The 14,093-nt window shown below is 66.5% G+C and carries 16 protein-coding genes; 11 read left to right on the top strand and 5 right to left on the bottom strand.

The features are described 5' to 3' along the window. Positions 1 to 387 precede the first annotated feature (387 nt). The 4 genes from aroQ to accC are packed head-to-tail and all read left to right on the top strand — an operon-like array spanning position 388 to position 3,180. Complete coding sequence (gene aroQ / locus K4043_RS07290) at positions 388 to 837, top strand: type II 3-dehydroquinate dehydratase (protein ID WP_123730010.1); 450 nt, start codon at positions 388 to 390, stop codon at positions 835 to 837. Then, the gene (locus K4043_RS07285) at positions 837 to 1,259 is read left to right on the top strand and encodes a lysozyme inhibitor LprI family protein (protein ID WP_123730009.1); all 423 of its coding nucleotides are present in this window, start codon (positions 837 to 839) and stop codon (positions 1,257 to 1,259) included. The genes aroQ and K4043_RS07285 overlap by 1 nt, the downstream gene beginning before the upstream one ends. A 54-nt stretch (positions 1,260 to 1,313) precedes the next feature. Further along, complete coding sequence (accB, locus tag K4043_RS07280) at positions 1,314 to 1,802, top strand: acetyl-CoA carboxylase biotin carboxyl carrier protein (protein ID WP_123730008.1); 489 nt, start codon at positions 1,314 to 1,316, stop codon at positions 1,800 to 1,802. Between the two features lie 10 nt (positions 1,803 to 1,812). Continuing rightward, complete coding sequence (gene accC, locus K4043_RS07275; RefSeq protein ID WP_123730007.1) at positions 1,813 to 3,180, top strand: acetyl-CoA carboxylase biotin carboxylase subunit; 1,368 nt, start codon at positions 1,813 to 1,815, stop codon at positions 3,178 to 3,180. A 179-nt stretch (positions 3,181 to 3,359) separates the two neighbouring features. Here the strand turns inward: accC and K4043_RS07270 are convergent, their stop codons facing one another. Further along, on the bottom strand, positions 3,360 to 3,734 hold the full coding sequence (locus K4043_RS07270) for a hypothetical protein (RefSeq protein ID WP_123730006.1): 375 nt from the start codon (positions 3,732 to 3,734) through the stop codon (positions 3,360 to 3,362). Beyond that, positions 3,731 to 4,693 carry a hypothetical protein gene (locus K4043_RS07265; RefSeq protein ID WP_265308756.1) on the bottom strand — a complete coding sequence of 321 codons (963 nt, stop codon included), beginning with the start codon at positions 4,691 to 4,693 and terminating at the stop codon, positions 3,731 to 3,733. Before K4043_RS07265 ends, K4043_RS07270 begins: the two co-directional genes overlap by 4 nt. 187 nt (positions 4,694 to 4,880) lie before the next feature. On the opposite strand from K4043_RS07265, the gene prmA reads away from it, so the two are divergent. From prmA to purD, 7 genes are all read left to right on the top strand, one after another. Beyond that, positions 4,881 to 5,801 (top strand): 50S ribosomal protein L11 methyltransferase, encoded by a 921-nt coding sequence (gene prmA / locus K4043_RS07260; protein ID WP_265308755.1) that lies wholly within the window; start codon positions 4,881 to 4,883, stop codon positions 5,799 to 5,801. Between the two features lie 30 nt (positions 5,802 to 5,831). Continuing rightward, positions 5,832 to 6,713, top strand: a complete 882-nt coding sequence (locus K4043_RS07255) for a DUF3426 domain-containing protein (protein ID WP_265308753.1) — start codon at positions 5,832 to 5,834, stop codon at positions 6,711 to 6,713. A gap of 114 nt (positions 6,714 to 6,827) precedes the next feature. Next, positions 6,828 to 7,103 carry a DNA-binding transcriptional regulator Fis gene (gene fis, locus K4043_RS07250; RefSeq protein WP_123730002.1) on the top strand — a complete coding sequence of 92 codons (276 nt, stop codon included), beginning with the start codon at positions 6,828 to 6,830 and terminating at the stop codon, positions 7,101 to 7,103. A gap of 141 nt (positions 7,104 to 7,244) precedes the next feature. Next, complete coding sequence (gene purH, locus K4043_RS07245; protein ID WP_265308752.1) at positions 7,245 to 8,828, top strand: bifunctional phosphoribosylaminoimidazolecarboxamide formyltransferase/IMP cyclohydrolase; 1,584 nt, start codon at positions 7,245 to 7,247, stop codon at positions 8,826 to 8,828. Between the two features lie 17 nt (positions 8,829 to 8,845). Then, positions 8,846 to 9,706, top strand: coding sequence for a hypothetical protein (locus K4043_RS07240; RefSeq protein ID WP_265308751.1), 861 nt, complete (start codon positions 8,846 to 8,848; stop codon positions 9,704 to 9,706). Next, positions 9,703 to 10,614, top strand: a complete 912-nt coding sequence (locus tag K4043_RS07235; RefSeq protein ID WP_265308750.1) for a hypothetical protein — start codon at positions 9,703 to 9,705, stop codon at positions 10,612 to 10,614. Before K4043_RS07240 ends, K4043_RS07235 begins: the two co-directional genes overlap by 4 nt. A gap of 91 nt (positions 10,615 to 10,705) precedes the next feature. After that, positions 10,706 to 11,992 carry a phosphoribosylamine--glycine ligase gene (gene purD, locus K4043_RS07230; RefSeq protein ID WP_123729997.1) on the top strand — a complete coding sequence of 429 codons (1,287 nt, stop codon included), beginning with the start codon at positions 10,706 to 10,708 and terminating at the stop codon, positions 11,990 to 11,992. 64 nt (positions 11,993 to 12,056) lie between these two features. Here the strand turns inward: purD and K4043_RS07225 are convergent, their stop codons facing one another. The 3 genes from K4043_RS07225 to rpoH all read right to left on the bottom strand — a co-directional run bounded on the left by K4043_RS07225 (position 12,057) and on the right by rpoH (position 13,789). Continuing rightward, positions 12,057 to 12,389: a DNA-binding transcriptional regulator gene (locus K4043_RS07225; protein WP_265308748.1), complete on the bottom strand. Its 333-nt coding sequence runs from the start codon at positions 12,387 to 12,389 to the stop codon at positions 12,057 to 12,059. Continuing rightward, positions 12,373 to 12,756 (bottom strand): type II toxin-antitoxin system RelE/ParE family toxin, encoded by a 384-nt coding sequence (locus K4043_RS07220; RefSeq protein ID WP_265308747.1) that lies wholly within the window; start codon positions 12,754 to 12,756, stop codon positions 12,373 to 12,375. The genes K4043_RS07225 and K4043_RS07220 overlap by 17 nt, the downstream gene beginning before the upstream one ends. Before the next feature lie 157 nt (positions 12,757 to 12,913). Beyond that, the gene (gene rpoH / locus K4043_RS07215) at positions 12,914 to 13,789 is read right to left on the bottom strand and encodes an RNA polymerase sigma factor RpoH (RefSeq protein ID WP_019183519.1); all 876 of its coding nucleotides are present in this window, start codon (positions 13,787 to 13,789) and stop codon (positions 12,914 to 12,916) included. Positions 13,790 to 14,093: the final 304 nt, after the last annotated feature.

Raw genomic sequence — 14,093 nt, 5'->3', positions numbered from 1 at the left:
GATCCTTCCCCTACCGCTGCCCGGTTCCTTCCAGGCAGGTCACGCCCTGCAATCTCTGTTCCACCCGTGACCGCCACGAACTCCACAGGGTCGCCGAGCCGGCCATCCCACCGGCCGATCGGGCACGCGCATTGCGCGCCATGCGGAGATATCGGCCACGTTGCCTGAACCTGTAGCGTCGGTCCGATGCTGTTTGGGGGACTGCCGGCTAGCCAGTTCCACGTGTCTCCGCCGCGGCGCCCGAGGCAGCACAGCCTGCGGACATCGTGCTACCGCAACGGTCCCGCTCAATTTTCAAACATACGCTTGAAACACGCGTAACTTCGTCGAACTGGACACGATCCACCAGTTCCGCCAGACTCCGCCCTTTCCTGTTGTTCGGCACCCATGGCGAAACTGCTGGTCCTGCATGGCCCCAACCTCAACCTGCTCGGCACGCGCGAGCCGGGGGTCTATGGGCACACCACGCTGGCGCAGATCGACCAGGCCCTGCTGGCCCAGGCGCAGGCCGCCGGCCATGCCGTGGAGAGCCTGCAGTCCAATGCCGAGCACGTGCTGGTGGATCGGGTGCAAGCCGCCCGTGAAGACGGCACCGCCTTCATCCTGATCAACCCGGCAGCGTTCACCCACACCTCGGTGGCCCTGCGCGATGCGCTGGCCGCGGTGGACGTGCCGTTCATCGAGATCCACCTCTCCAATCCGCATGCGCGCGAGCCCTTCCGCCAGCACAGCTATTTCAGCGACAAGGCGGTCGGGGTGATCTGTGGGTTCGGGGCGGACAGCTATCGCTATGCGATGGATGCAGCGCTGACCCGGCTGGCGGCCACCTCCGCGTGATGACGCTGCCGCGTGTCCTCGCCAGCGTCGCGCTGTGGGGCTGCCTGTGTGGCGCCGCCATCGCCGCTGATCGCAGCGCGGAAGGCATCGACTGCGCGCAGCCGAGCGGCACCATGGAATCGGATCTGTGCGCCTCGGATGTGGCCAGCGAGGCCGATACCGAATTGAACGCGGTGTACGCCCAGGCGCGTCAGCAGTTGCGCAGCCAGGCGGCCGAAGGCGCCTGCACGCACTGCGCCGATGCGGAAAAGCAGCTGATCCTGGCCCAGCGCGCGTGGGTGCAGCTGCGCGATCACGATTGCGATGCGGTCTACGCCTTCAACGCCGATGGCACCTCGCGCAATGGCGCGCAGATGCGCTGCCTCACCACCCTCGCGCGCGACCGTACGCGGCAGCTTCGCGATTTCTACGAATTGCTTTGACCCGAGCGCATCGCGCTTCCCACCACACTGACACCACGAGCCAAAGAGGCCCCTATGGATCTCCGCAAAATCAAGAAACTGATCGACCTGCTGGAAGAGTCGAACCTCGCCGAAATCGAAATCAAGGAAGGCGAAGAGTCCGTGCGCCTGTCGCGCGCGCCCGTCTCCGGCTACGGCATGGTGCAGGCCCAGCCGCAGATGATGATGGCCCCGGCACCGGTCCAGGCCGCTGCCCCGGCGATGCCGATGCAGTCACCGACCGAGGCCTCCACCGGTGGCACCGCCAAGGCCGGCAACGCCCTGCCGGATGGCCACGTCCTGCGCGCACCGATGGTCGGCACCTTCTATTCGTCGTCCTCGCCGGACAAGCCGGCCTTCGTGTCGGTCGGCCAGGCGGTCAAGGCCGGTGAAACGCTGGCGATCATCGAAGCGATGAAGATGTTCAACCCGATCGAAGCCGATGTCTCCGGCACCATCGTCGCCATCCTGGGCGAAAACGGCCAGCCGGTCGAATTCGACCAGCCGCTGTTCGTGATCGGCTAAGGATTAGTCCATGCTCGACAAAGTCGTTATTGCCAACCGAGGGGAGATCGCGCTGCGCATCCTGCGCGCGTGCCATACCCTGGGCATCCGCACGGTGGCTGTGCATTCCACGGTCGACCGCAACCTCAAGCACGTGGCCATGGCCGACGAGTCGGTCTGCATCGGTCCGGCACCGTCCTCGGAGAGCTACCTCAACATCCCGGCCCTGATCGCTGCGGCGGAAGTCACCGACGCCCAGGCCATTCACCCGGGCTACGGCTTCCTGTCGGAGAACGCCGACTTCGCCGAGCGCGTGGAAGAATCCGGTTTCATCTTCATCGGCCCCAAGGCCGACACCATCCGCCTGATGGGCGACAAGGTGGAAGCGATCCGCGCGATGAAGGCCGCCGGCGTGCCGTGCGTGCCCGGCTCGGGCGGTCCGCTGACCGACGACATCGTGGCCAACACCAAGATCGCCCGTGAGATCGGCTACCCGGTCATCATCAAGGCCTCCGGTGGCGGTGGCGGCCGTGGCATGCGCGTGGTGCATGCCGAAGCCTCGTTGAAGGCGGCCATCGAGACCACCAAGTCCGAAGCCAAGGCCGCTTTCAGCAACGATCAGGTCTACATGGAGAAGTTCCTGGAAAATCCGCGTCACGTGGAAATCCAGGTGCTCGCCGACGGCCAGGGCAATGCCATCCACCTCGGTGAACGCGACTGCTCCATGCAGCGCCGCCACCAGAAGGTGGTGGAAGAAGCGCCGGCACCGGGCATCACCGCTGAGTTGCGCGATGAGATCGGCAAGGTCTGCGTGGAAGCCTGCATCCGCATCGGCTACCGCGGCGCGGGCACCTTCGAGTTCCTGTTCGAAGGCGGCCGCTTCTACTTCATCGAGATGAACACCCGCGTGCAGGTGGAACATCCGGTGACGGAGATGGTGACGGGCATCGATCTGGTCTGCGAGCAGCTGCGCATCGCTGCCGGCCAGAAGCTGACCATCAAGCAGAGCGACGTGGTGCTGACCGGTCACGCAATCGAGTGCCGCATCAACGCCGAAGACGCCGAGACCTTCGTGCCGAGCCCGGGCCAGATCACCGCGTTCCATCCGCCGGGTGGCCCCGGTGTGCGTGTGGATACCCACATCTACAGTGGTTACCGCGTGCCGCCGAACTATGACTCGATGATCGGCAAGCTGATCGTGCACGGCCCGGATCGCGAGACCGCGATCGCGCGCATGCGCGTGGCGCTGAGCGAGCTGGTCGTGGACGGCATCAAGACCAACGTCGCGCTGCAGCAGCGCATCATGCGCGACAAGGGCTTCCAGGCCGGTGGACAGAACATCCACTACCTGGAAAAGCGCCTGGCCGAACGCAAGAACAAGTCGATCGCGTTGACCTGATCGCTTGCTCTACGCGGTATGCCGGACAGCAGAAAGGCGGGGATCTCCCCGCCTTTCTGTTTGCGCGAACCGCGCTGCCGGAGGGCACAAACCCGGTAGCGCCAACCCATGGTTGGCGTACGCGTGACATGCCGCCTGCATACCGCAGCCACGCATGGCGTGGCGTTACAGACGCGTGCTTACGGCTTGGCGGTATCAGCCGCAGTGACCTGCGAGTTCTTCACCGGCTCCACGCCCAGCGACGAGGTCGGATCCATGATCACCATCGTCTCGGTGGAGCCATCCGGCCACACCACCTGGAAGGTGCTGCCGCTGGGCAGCGAAGCGAACGGCATGCCACTCTGCGCGCGGTATACCGCAGCGACCTGACTGGCACCGGCACGACGCACCTCGGCATCGGCCTTGACCGAGGTCAGCTGCACTTTGGACAGGCTTCGGTAACGATCGTCATAGGTGTCGATCATCACCAGACCCACCGCTCCAGCCGAGTACGCGACAAACAACGCCACCCAGAACCAGAATTTCGCACCATGCAGGATTCGACGGTAATTCATCGCCCTTTCCTCTGCTTGACCAGCTCTTCGACCAACACGCTCATTTTCCCCGCACCTTGCCGCGATACCGCAGCGTCATACACAAAAGTGGCAAAGTCCTGCCCACCGTCCTGCGAACAGATCCCTCCGTTCGCGCAGAAATTGTTCATCAGCACACTGTCCGGCCCGCAGGCCATGCCCAGCTCGCAGGCCGCCAACCGCCAGGCCAGTTCGCTGAACTGATCGCCGGCCACCAGGCCGCTCATCGCGTTGTCGCCGCTGGCACGTTGGCCCATGCCCGGCGCCAGTGCCATGAAGGCTTCCGGATCCCGCGAGTCCATCACCCGCTCGACCAGCCCGCGACGATAGTCCGGTGCGTTTTCCAGCGGATGACCTTCGGCGAACAGCGAGGCCTCGGCCGCCAGGTTGCCGGCCTTGGCGGCCTGCAGGCGCTGGGTCAGGATCAACGACCGACCCAGATTGTCGCTGCTGACGAAGCCGGCGCAGCGGCGCGAAACGCGCTCGCGCGCGGTCACCATCGACACGGACGCTTTCATGCCCAGGCCGGTCAACACGTCGTTGTCCAGCTGGTAGCCACCCGGGTCCATGGCGTACGTGGCGCAGTAGTCGTACACGCGGCTGACCATCCACCCGGCCTCGGCGTTGCCATTGGCGGCCTGCAGCTGCAGGCGCTGCGCATAGGCGAACAGGTCGGTATCGCCTTCGATATCGGCGCGCAGGTCCAGCGGCAGGCCGGAGGCCACGCCCGACCCGCGCTCGTTGCCGAGCAGGCGCCGGGCCAGTTGCCGCGCTTCTGCCGGAACCGCACTCGGCGCACTGCCTGCCGGCGGCTCATCCATATGCTGGCCGGGCTGATCGGCATGCAGCACCCGATCACCGGCGCGATAGCCCACCACCCCCAGCAACGCCAGGGCCGGTACGAACAGCAACCAGGTTTTCAGGGTCGGCACGAGCGCCATGGGCAAAGGTTCACAGGCTGTCGGTGATGGACAGCAGAAATCCAAGTTTAGCAAGCGGCCACAGCGGTGTCTGAACCGGCTGTCCGGCCGATCTTACCGGCCAACGAGACGCCCGGACCTGAGCGGCGCCGGGACCATCAGCCCGCACTGGTCTAACATGCACGGTTTTCCGCCGGTCCCTGCCACCATGCCCTTCCTGGAACTCACCCTGCACTGCACCGAAGCCACCCAGCCGCGCTATGAGAATGCGCTGGACGACGTGGGCGCGCTGGCGGTGACCCTGCTCGATGCCGATGCCGACACCAGCAACGAGCGCGCGATCCTGGAACCGGGCGTGGGCGAGACCCCGTTGTGGAACGATCTGGTGCTCACCGCGCTGTTCCCGGGCGATACCAATGCGCTGGCCCTGCTGGCCGCGCTGGATGCCTTCGATCCCGGCCTGGACTGGGCCAATGCCAGCTTCCGCGCCGTGGCCGACGAAGACTGGGAACGCGCCTGGATCGACCAGTTCCAGCCGATGGCCTTCGGTGAACGCACCTGGATCGTGCCGTGGAACCATGAACTTCCAGAGGCCGCGCAGGCCGAGGAGGCCGCCGTGGTCCGCCTGGATCCAGGCCTGGCGTTCGGTTCGGGCACCCACCCGACCACAGCCCTGTGCCTGCGTTGGCTGGACGGCCTGGCCGCCGAGGGTGCGCTGGCCGGCAACACCGTGCTCGATTTCGGCTGCGGCTCGGGCATCCTTGCCCTGGCGGCGCTGAAGCTGGGGGCCGCGCGCGCGGTCGGCGTGGACAACGACCCGCAGGCGGTGCTCGCCACCGGTGACAACGCCGAGCGCAATGGGCTGCAGGACCGTGTGCAGGTCTATCTGCCGGACGACGAGCCGCAGGCGACGTATCCGGTCGTGGTGGCCAACATCCTCGCCTCGGCGCTGGATGCACTGGCCGATGTGCTGGCCGCGCGCGTCGCGCCGGGCGGCCGCATCGCGCTGTCGGGCATCCTGCATGGGCAGGAAGGCGAACTGCTGGAGCGCTATGCCCCGGCCTTCGAACAACTGGCGGTGGCGCAGGACGGTGACTGGATGCGCATCACCGGCGTCCGCCGTGCTTGAATAGCCCGTCTCCTGCCCGGTCCCGTGCCCATGTCCGAGCCTCCGATGCCGCCGCGACGCCCGATCGCCACGTTCCTGCGTCCGTCGCCGGAGGCGCGGGCCGATCCGGCTGATCGCCCGGCCGCGCCGTCTGACGCAGCGCCTGCGCCGTCGGCCACGCCTGTGGACGATCGCATCGGACCGCTGGCGGTCGAACAGGTGATCGATGCACAGCCGGTACACGAGCCGGAACCCTCCGTCTCGGAATGGGAACGCTCACCCGCGTCCGAGCGGCACCGTGTCGCCGACGATGCGCTGGCGGCCGCGCCACTCGTTGAGACGGCAGCCCCATCGGATGACGTGCGCACCTTCAACGAGGCCGCGCGCAGCACGGCCACGGCGGCCCTGCCGCCAGCCGACGCCATCACCACACCGAGCTTCCTGCGCCTGCCCGGTGCGCGCCTGCGCACGCCGCGCTGGCAGTGGGGCATGGTCGCCGGGCTGGCCGCCGTGCTGCTGGTGCAGATCGCCGTGGCCGACCGCGCCCGGCTTGCTGCCGATGCCGGCACCCGCCCGTGGATCGCCGGGCTGTGCGGCGTGCTGCGCTGTTCATTGCCGGCCTGGCGTGAGCCGACGGCCTTCAGCATGCTCAGCCGCGATGTGCGCCCGGTTCCGGGCCAGGCGGGCGCGCTGCAGGTGCAGGCGAGCATCCGCAACGATGCACGCTGGGCCCAGGCCTGGCCGTCGCTGCGGCTGTCGCTGTCCGATGCCGATGGCCGCGTGATCGGCACCAATGTATTCGCGCCGGCCGACTATCTGGACCGCACCACGGACCCGGCCGCTACGCTGGAACCGGGGCAAAGCGCGCAGATCGCCTTCCGCGTCCGCGAGCCTGCGGCGTCTACCGTCGCATTCACCTTTGAGTTCCTCTGAGGCGTCGCCGGGGCCGCCGCAGCGTGGCAGGCGGCCGACGCACGCGCTAGACTGACCCCATCACCCTTCCGCCGTGGGCTGTTGTCCGCCCCGGCTCTTGCACCGGGAAACTCCTTGAACGCTGTCCTTTCTCGTCCTGACAACAGTCGTGGCGCGCCCAAGCCACCCCTGCGCGAACACGTGGCCCAGTCGGTCAGGCGCTACCTGCGGGACCTGGATGGCTGCGATGCGGACGATGTCTACGAGATCGTGCTGCGCGAAATGGAAATCCCGCTGTTCGTGGAAGTGCTCAACCACTGCGAAGGCAACCAGAGTCGCGCCGCGGCGATGCTGGGCATCCACCGCGCCACCCTGCGCAAGAAGCTGAAGGAATACGGCATCACCACCTGATGCCGGTGGGCAGGCGCCGCGTGCCTGGCCGGAAGTAGGCCGGATCGAGCAGCGCTCGGTGCCGGCCTTCGTCGTTTCTGGGGCCATGCCAGCGCCACTGGCCTACACTATGCCCCCGCTCCGCTTCGATCTCCTGCCCCCATGAGTTCCGATCTGCTGCCCGTGCGCCGGGCCCTGCTGTCCGTTTCCGACAAAACCGGTCTGATCGACCTGGCCCGCGCCCTGGCGGCGCGCAACGTGGAGCTGCTCTCCACCGGCGGTACCGCCAAGGCGATCCGCGAGGCCGGCCAGGCAGTGAAGGACGTGGCCGACGTCACCGGCTTCCCGGAAATGATGGACGGCCGGGTCAAGACCCTGCACCCGATGGTGCACGGTGGCCTGCTCGGCCGCGCGGGGCTGGATGACGCGGTGATGGCCGACCATGGCATCGGCGCGATCGACCTGCTGGTGCTGAACCTGTATCCGTTCGAGTCGGTGACCGCCAAGGCGGACTGCACCCTCGAAGACGCAGTGGAGAACATCGACATCGGTGGCCCGGCGATGCTGCGTTCGGCCGCGAAAAACTTTGCCCGCGTGGCGGTGGCGACCGATCCGTCGCAGTACGACGAACTGCTCGCCGAACTGGACGCCAACGACGGCAAGCTGTCGGCGGCCAAGCGCTTCGCCTTCTCGGTCGCGGCGTTCAACCGCGTAGCCCAGTACGACGCGGCGATCAGCAATTACCTCTCCGCCGTGACCACCACCGACACCGCCGTGCCGGTGCGTGCGGAGTTCCCGGCGCAGATGAATTCGAACTTCGTGAAGGTGATGGATCTGCGCTACGGCGAGAACCCGCACCAGAGCGGCGCGTTCTACCGCGACCTGTACCCGGTGCCGGGCACGCTGGCCACGTTCCAGCAGCTGCAGGGCAAGGAACTGAGCTACAACAACCTGGCCGATGCCGATGCGGCGTGGGAGTGCGTGCGTCAGTTCGACGTGCCGGCCTGCGTGATCGTCAAGCACGCCAACCCGTGCGGCGTCGCCGTGGGTGCCGGCAACGGCGATGCCTATGAGCTGGCCTACGCGACCGACCCGACCAGCGCCTTCGGCGGCATTATCGCCTTCAACCAGCCGCTGGATGCCGCCACCGCCAAGGTGATCCTGGACCGCCAGTTCGTGGAAGTATTGATCGCCCCGGACTACGAGCCGGCCGCGCTGGAATACGCGCAGAAGAAGGCCAACGTGCGCGTGCTGCGCATTCCGCACGGGCAGGGCCTCAACAACTACGACACCAAGCGGATTGGTTCTGGCCTGCTGATGCAGAGCGCCGACAACCGCGGCATGAGCCGCGACGAACTGACCGTGGTGAGCAAGCTGGCGCCCACCGACAAGCAGTTCGCCGATCTGCTGTTCGCCTGGAAGGTCGCCAAGTTCGTCAAATCCAACGCCATCGTCTACGCCAAGGACAACCGCACGATCGGTGTCGGCGCCGGCCAGATGAGCCGCGTCTACTCGGCGCGCATCGCGGGCATCAAGGCCGCCGATGCAAACCTGGTGGTGGACGGCTCGGTGATGGCCTCCGATGCGTTCTTCCCGTTCCGCGACGGCATCGACGCCGCCGCTGCGGCCGGCATCAAGGCGGTGATCCAGCCGGGTGGGTCGATGCGCGACAGCGAAGTGATCGCCGCGGCCGACGAACATGGCCTGGCGATGGTGTTCACCGGCGTGCGTCACTTCCGCCACTGATGCCTGGACCGACACGGATGTCTCCACGGCCTCGCCACCGCCTTGCAGCGGTGGTGATCGTCACTGCCGCAGGGGTGCTGGGCTGCACGCCCAGCAGCGCACCGGTGCCGTCGCAGGCAGCACCGGATGCAGTCGCGCCGAAGGCCGCCCCGCTCGCCCACGTCAGCCGCACGGAGCGCCTGCAGGCCTTCCTGACCGAGCGCTACGGCAAGGCCGCCAGGCTCTCAGGAAAATGGCGTGGCAGCTGGACCCAGGACGGCGACACCCGCCTCACCGATTGGCATGTGTGTGCCGAACAACCGGTGGTGACCGGCGACAGTTGGCAGCAGCTGTTGGCTGTCTGCGGCTCACCCCTCGATAATGCCCACCCGGACCCGGGCGCGATCGACTTCTTCGTGCTGCGCCCCGAGGCGGACCGCTTTACCGTGGCCGCCGAGCTGACCGGGCAGAACTTCGGCAGCCAGGGTGAACCCGGCACGGTGCAGATTCTCCGCGCCGGCAGCGACTTCTACGGTTTTCGCATCGAGCATGGCTGGTTCGGCCAGGGCTATTCGCTGATCACCCAGACGCTGGTGCTGCCTGGCCCGGATGGGCTGGTGGAGGCCGGCGGGATGCGCAGCCATATCGACAACAACGCGGCCTACGACTGCGACGATGCCGACGCGGAACCGGAGTGCCAGGCGCGGCTGTTCAACCTGGAGTTCACCTTGTCCTTCGACAGCCGCGATCCGGCGGCGCGACAGTGGCCGCTGGTGATCGAAGAGACCGGCCTGGGGTGTGGCGGGCAGCCGGTGCAGCGCGAACATCGGTTCACCCTGGACCCGAAAACGTGGACGTATGCGTTCCCCGAGGCGCTTCAGCGCGAAGGGTGCGAGTGATCCGTTCGTGGGCACTGGCAGGTGTGGCGCTGGCGCTGCTGGCCGGCTGTGAGCGTACACCTGCGTCTTCCGAACCCGCCAAACCACATCGTGTGCTCGACACCACGGCGCAGCCAGAAGACACCGTGCGGGTCAGGGGCGATCACACCCAGCGCCTGCTGGCCTTCCTTCGCACGCGCTATGGCGACAAGGCCGCCCTGGATGCGCCGTGGAAGGATGCGTGGGAGGACACCGAGGTCGAGGCACTACGCCCGGTCACCCGCAGCGTGTGCGCGCGTGACACGGTCACGGCCGGCGGTCATGAGCAGACCCTGTTGGCGGTGTGCCAGACCCTGGACGACGCAGCCACGGTCGAGCCGGGACGGGTCGATCTGTATGTGCTGCGCGTGGGTACGGACGATGAAGACGCCAACCGGGGCGGCATGTTCACCCCACTGCCTGCCAAGGATCCGCTGCTGGTGATGGCCCAGCGCCTTCAGGGACCCTACGGGCGCCACGGCGCACCGGGTACGGTCCAGATCGCGCAGCTTGGCCCGCAGCGCCGCGCGTTCCAGATTACCCACGAGGAACACCGGCGCGGCCACCGGCGCCTATGGCGCAGTTACATCGCCGAACACAACCATCGTCTGCGCGATGTCGCCCGGTACCGCGACCACCTCGACAATCTCGCCCTGCACGGCTGTGACGGCAAACCGGCCGACTGCGGCGAGGGCGTGTTCGCGGTCGACTTCAGCACGACCGTGGGCGACAGCAACGTCGTGGATGGCTACTGGCCGTTGACGGTGCGTGCCAGCGGCCACGACTGCACGGGCCCGGCGAGCGAGTTCTACCAGCTCATCTTCGATGCCCGGCAGCGCGCGTATCCGGTGCCGGATGACCTCCAGCGCGACGGCTGCGCCGATAGCTGAGGCCGTGTTGCCATGACGACCGACCGCGCGAATGCACCCGCCGCCCGCACCGCGTAAAATCACGTTCCTGCCCTCTTACGCGAGAACTGCATTGAAGATCCTGGTCATCGGCGCTGGCGGCCGCGAACACGCCCTGGCCTGGAAGCTGGCCCAGTCCGCGAAGGTCCGTGAGGTCATCGTCGCCCCCGGCAATGCAGGCACCGCCACCGAGCCCAAGTGCCGCAACGTGGACGTCAAGGTCACCGATCTGGACGGCCTGCTGGCACTGGTCGGCACCGAAGGCATCGGCCTGACCGTGGTCGGCCCGGAAGTGCCGCTGGTGGCCGGTGTGGTCGATCGCTTCCGCGCCGCCGGGCACCGCATCTTCGGGCCCACCGCCGCCGCCGCGCAGCTGGAGGGCAGCAAGGCGTACGCGAAGGACTTCCTGGCCCGTCACAAGATCCCGACCGCGTTCTATGCCGTGCATACCGACATCGAACCGGCGCTGGCCTACCTGCGTGAGAAAGGCGCACCGATCGTGGTCAAGGCCGATGGTCTGGCCGCCGGCAAGGGCGTGATCGTGGCGATGACCCTGGCCGAGGCCGAGGACGCGGTGCGCGACATGCTCTCCGGCAATGCCTTCGGCGATGCTGGCGCACGCGTGGTGATCGAAGAATTCCTGGACGGCGAAGAAGCCAGCTTCATCTCGATGGTGGACGGTAGGACGGCACTGCCGATGGCGACCTCGCAGGACCACAAGCGCGTCGGCGACGGCGATACCGGCCCGAACACCGGCGGCATGGGCGCGTACTCGCCGGCCCCGGTGGTGACCGATGAGGTGCATGCGCGCGTGATGCGCGAGGTGGTCAACCCGACCGTGCAGGGCATGATCGCCGACGGCATTCCATTCACCGGCTTCCTCTATGCGGGCCTGATGATCGATGCCAGCGGCGCGCCGAAGGTGATCGAGTTCAACGTGCGCTTTGGCGACCCGGAAACCCAGCCGGTGATGCTGCGGCTGCAGTCGGACCTGGTGGATCTGGTCGAAGCGGCGATCGATGAGCGCCTGGACACCGTGGAGGCGCAGTGGGATCCGCGCCCGTCCCTCGGCGTGGTGATGGCCGCCTCGCCGTATCCGGAGACCCCGATCACCGGCGACGTGATCCATGGCCTGGAGGCGGTCGCCGCGACGGCCAAGGTGTTCCATGCCGGCACCACGCTGGACGCGCAGGGCCAGGTGCTCAGCGCCGGCGGCCGCGTGCTGTGCGTCGCTGCGTTGGGCGGCACGGTGGGCGAGGCACAGCGCAACGCATACGCCGGCGTCGGTGCGATCCACTGGACCCATGAGTTCCACCGCCGCGATATCGGCTGGCGGGCGATTGCGCGCGAACAGGGCTGAGGCGGGTCAAGGGCAGCAACGGCTGCCGTGCAGCGCAAAGGCCCGGCATTGCCGGGCCTTTGTTCTAGAGGACGGCGTCGAGGCCTTTCCGGTCGATCAGGTTCAACAGTTTCAGCGATGGCCCACTGGGCTTCTTTTCGCCCTGCTCCCAACTGCGCACCGTTGAAACGCTGGTGTTCAGCACGCCTGCGAATACCGGCTGGCTGAGCGCAAGCGATGTGCGAAGTGCACGGATCTGGGCGCTGCTGTACGTGGGCACCGGCTCCAGGCACAGGGCGTCGTAGCAGATCAATCGACGCTTATCGATGACGCCATGCGCATGCAGGTGGACCGCAGCATCGTGCACGGCCTCCAGAAGCCGGCTCTTCGGGCGCCGCGGCTCAAGTGTCTTTGTCATGACATATCTCCTGCAGGTCGCCGCACTTCACGGCGCGATCCAATTGTGTCGAGCTCATTCCCAGAAATTCCGAGGCATACAACTGGAGCGCATCCCGTTCCGTACCGCTGATTGTCGCGCGCTCGTTCTTCTCATAGCCGAAAAGGAAGAACCAACTGCTGCCCCGTGGGGCCGCGATGATGGTCGGGACACTCCCGCGCTTCCCGCGGCCGGGCAATCGAACCCGCTTCTTGAAGATGCCACCGCCCAGGTCAGCATCCACCAGGCCTCGCCGCATCTCTTCCACCGCGCGGCACAGGGCTTCGTCGCCGAGCGTGGACCTTCGCAGGCTGCGGTTGAAACTCCGGGTTCGGAAGATACGCTGCATGACCATACCGTGCCACTTAGTGGTACGGCGTGAACATCGGCAGGTGGCGTCACCGTCTGTCGGAAAGATCAGCGGCGAGATACCGGTATAGCGCTACCGGAACAGAAAAGGCCCGGCATCAGCCGGGCCTTTTTGCGTAACCACGCCAGTCACTGCATCACGCAGTAAACAGCGCCTTCATCTTCTTCAGGGCATTCGCCTCGACCTGGCGGATGCGCTCGGCCGACACGCCGTACTCATCGGCCAGCTCCTGCAGCGTCACCTTGCTGTCCGCGTCCAACCAGCGACGGCGGATGATGTCGCGCGAACGCGCATCCAATTCGGCCATGCCTTCGCGCAGCAGCTGCAGCTGATTGTCTTCGCTGTCCATCCGCTCATACGCCATCGAAGGATCTTCTTCGTTGGCCCGCAGGTAGGCAGCCGGCGACGGCGGCGCATGATCGTCATCGTCATCGCTGGAGAGATCGAAACCGATATCGCGACCCGACAGGCGCGACTCCATCTCGAGCACTTCGCGCTCGGACACGTTCAGGTCCTTGGCCACCGCGCTGACCTCGGCCGCGTTCATCCAGCCCAGGCGGGTCTTGGACTTGCGCAGGTTGAAGAACAGCTTGCGCTGCGCCTTGGTCGTGGCGACCTTGACGATGCGCCAGTTCTTGAGGATGAACTCGTGCATTTCCGCACGGATCCAATGCACCGCGAACGACACCAGGCGAACGCCCATGTCCGGGTCGAAACGCTTCACCGCCTTCATCAGGCCGATGTTGCCTTCCTGGATCAGGTCGCCCAGCGCCAGGCCGTAGCCGTTGTAGCCGCGGGCGACGTGCACCACGAAGCGCAGGTGGGAATGGACCAGCTCGCGCGCGGCGTCCAGGTCCAGCTCGTCGCGGAAGCGGCGGGCCAGATCCTGCTCGTCATCGACCGACAGCACCGGGATCTGGTGCACGGCACCGATGTAGGCGTCCAGCGAACCGAGCGCACTGGGAATCGGGAGATTGTTTGCCACAAGGGCAGTAGAGGTGTTCTGGCTCATAGCACTCATCTTAGCAGTCCCGGAATTGGACTGCTAAAGGGGAAAGAAGTTCCAGCGTTCTGTTGATGGGATGCTGGTACAGATTGCCCGTCTAACGTACCGCGAAATGATGACAGTGGCGAGAGCCTGGGAACGGCGCCGAAAAACCAATGAAATCAACGATTTATGGTGGTTAATGGGGTGATATCGCGTGTTTTCTGGCTGAACAGCCCGCAGGAAGCGCCCATTCATCCCGGAAAGGTTGCCGGCAGTTCAGCCAGGCATGGCCTGGCTCTACCCCCCTGCGCTCCCATGCACCCACCGA

The organism is Stenotrophomonas sp. SRS1 (assembly GCF_026130205.1).
GTDB lineage: Bacteria > Pseudomonadota > Gammaproteobacteria > Xanthomonadales > Xanthomonadaceae > Stenotrophomonas > Stenotrophomonas rhizophila_B.
This window is presented reverse-complemented; position numbering and strand designations above follow the sequence as displayed.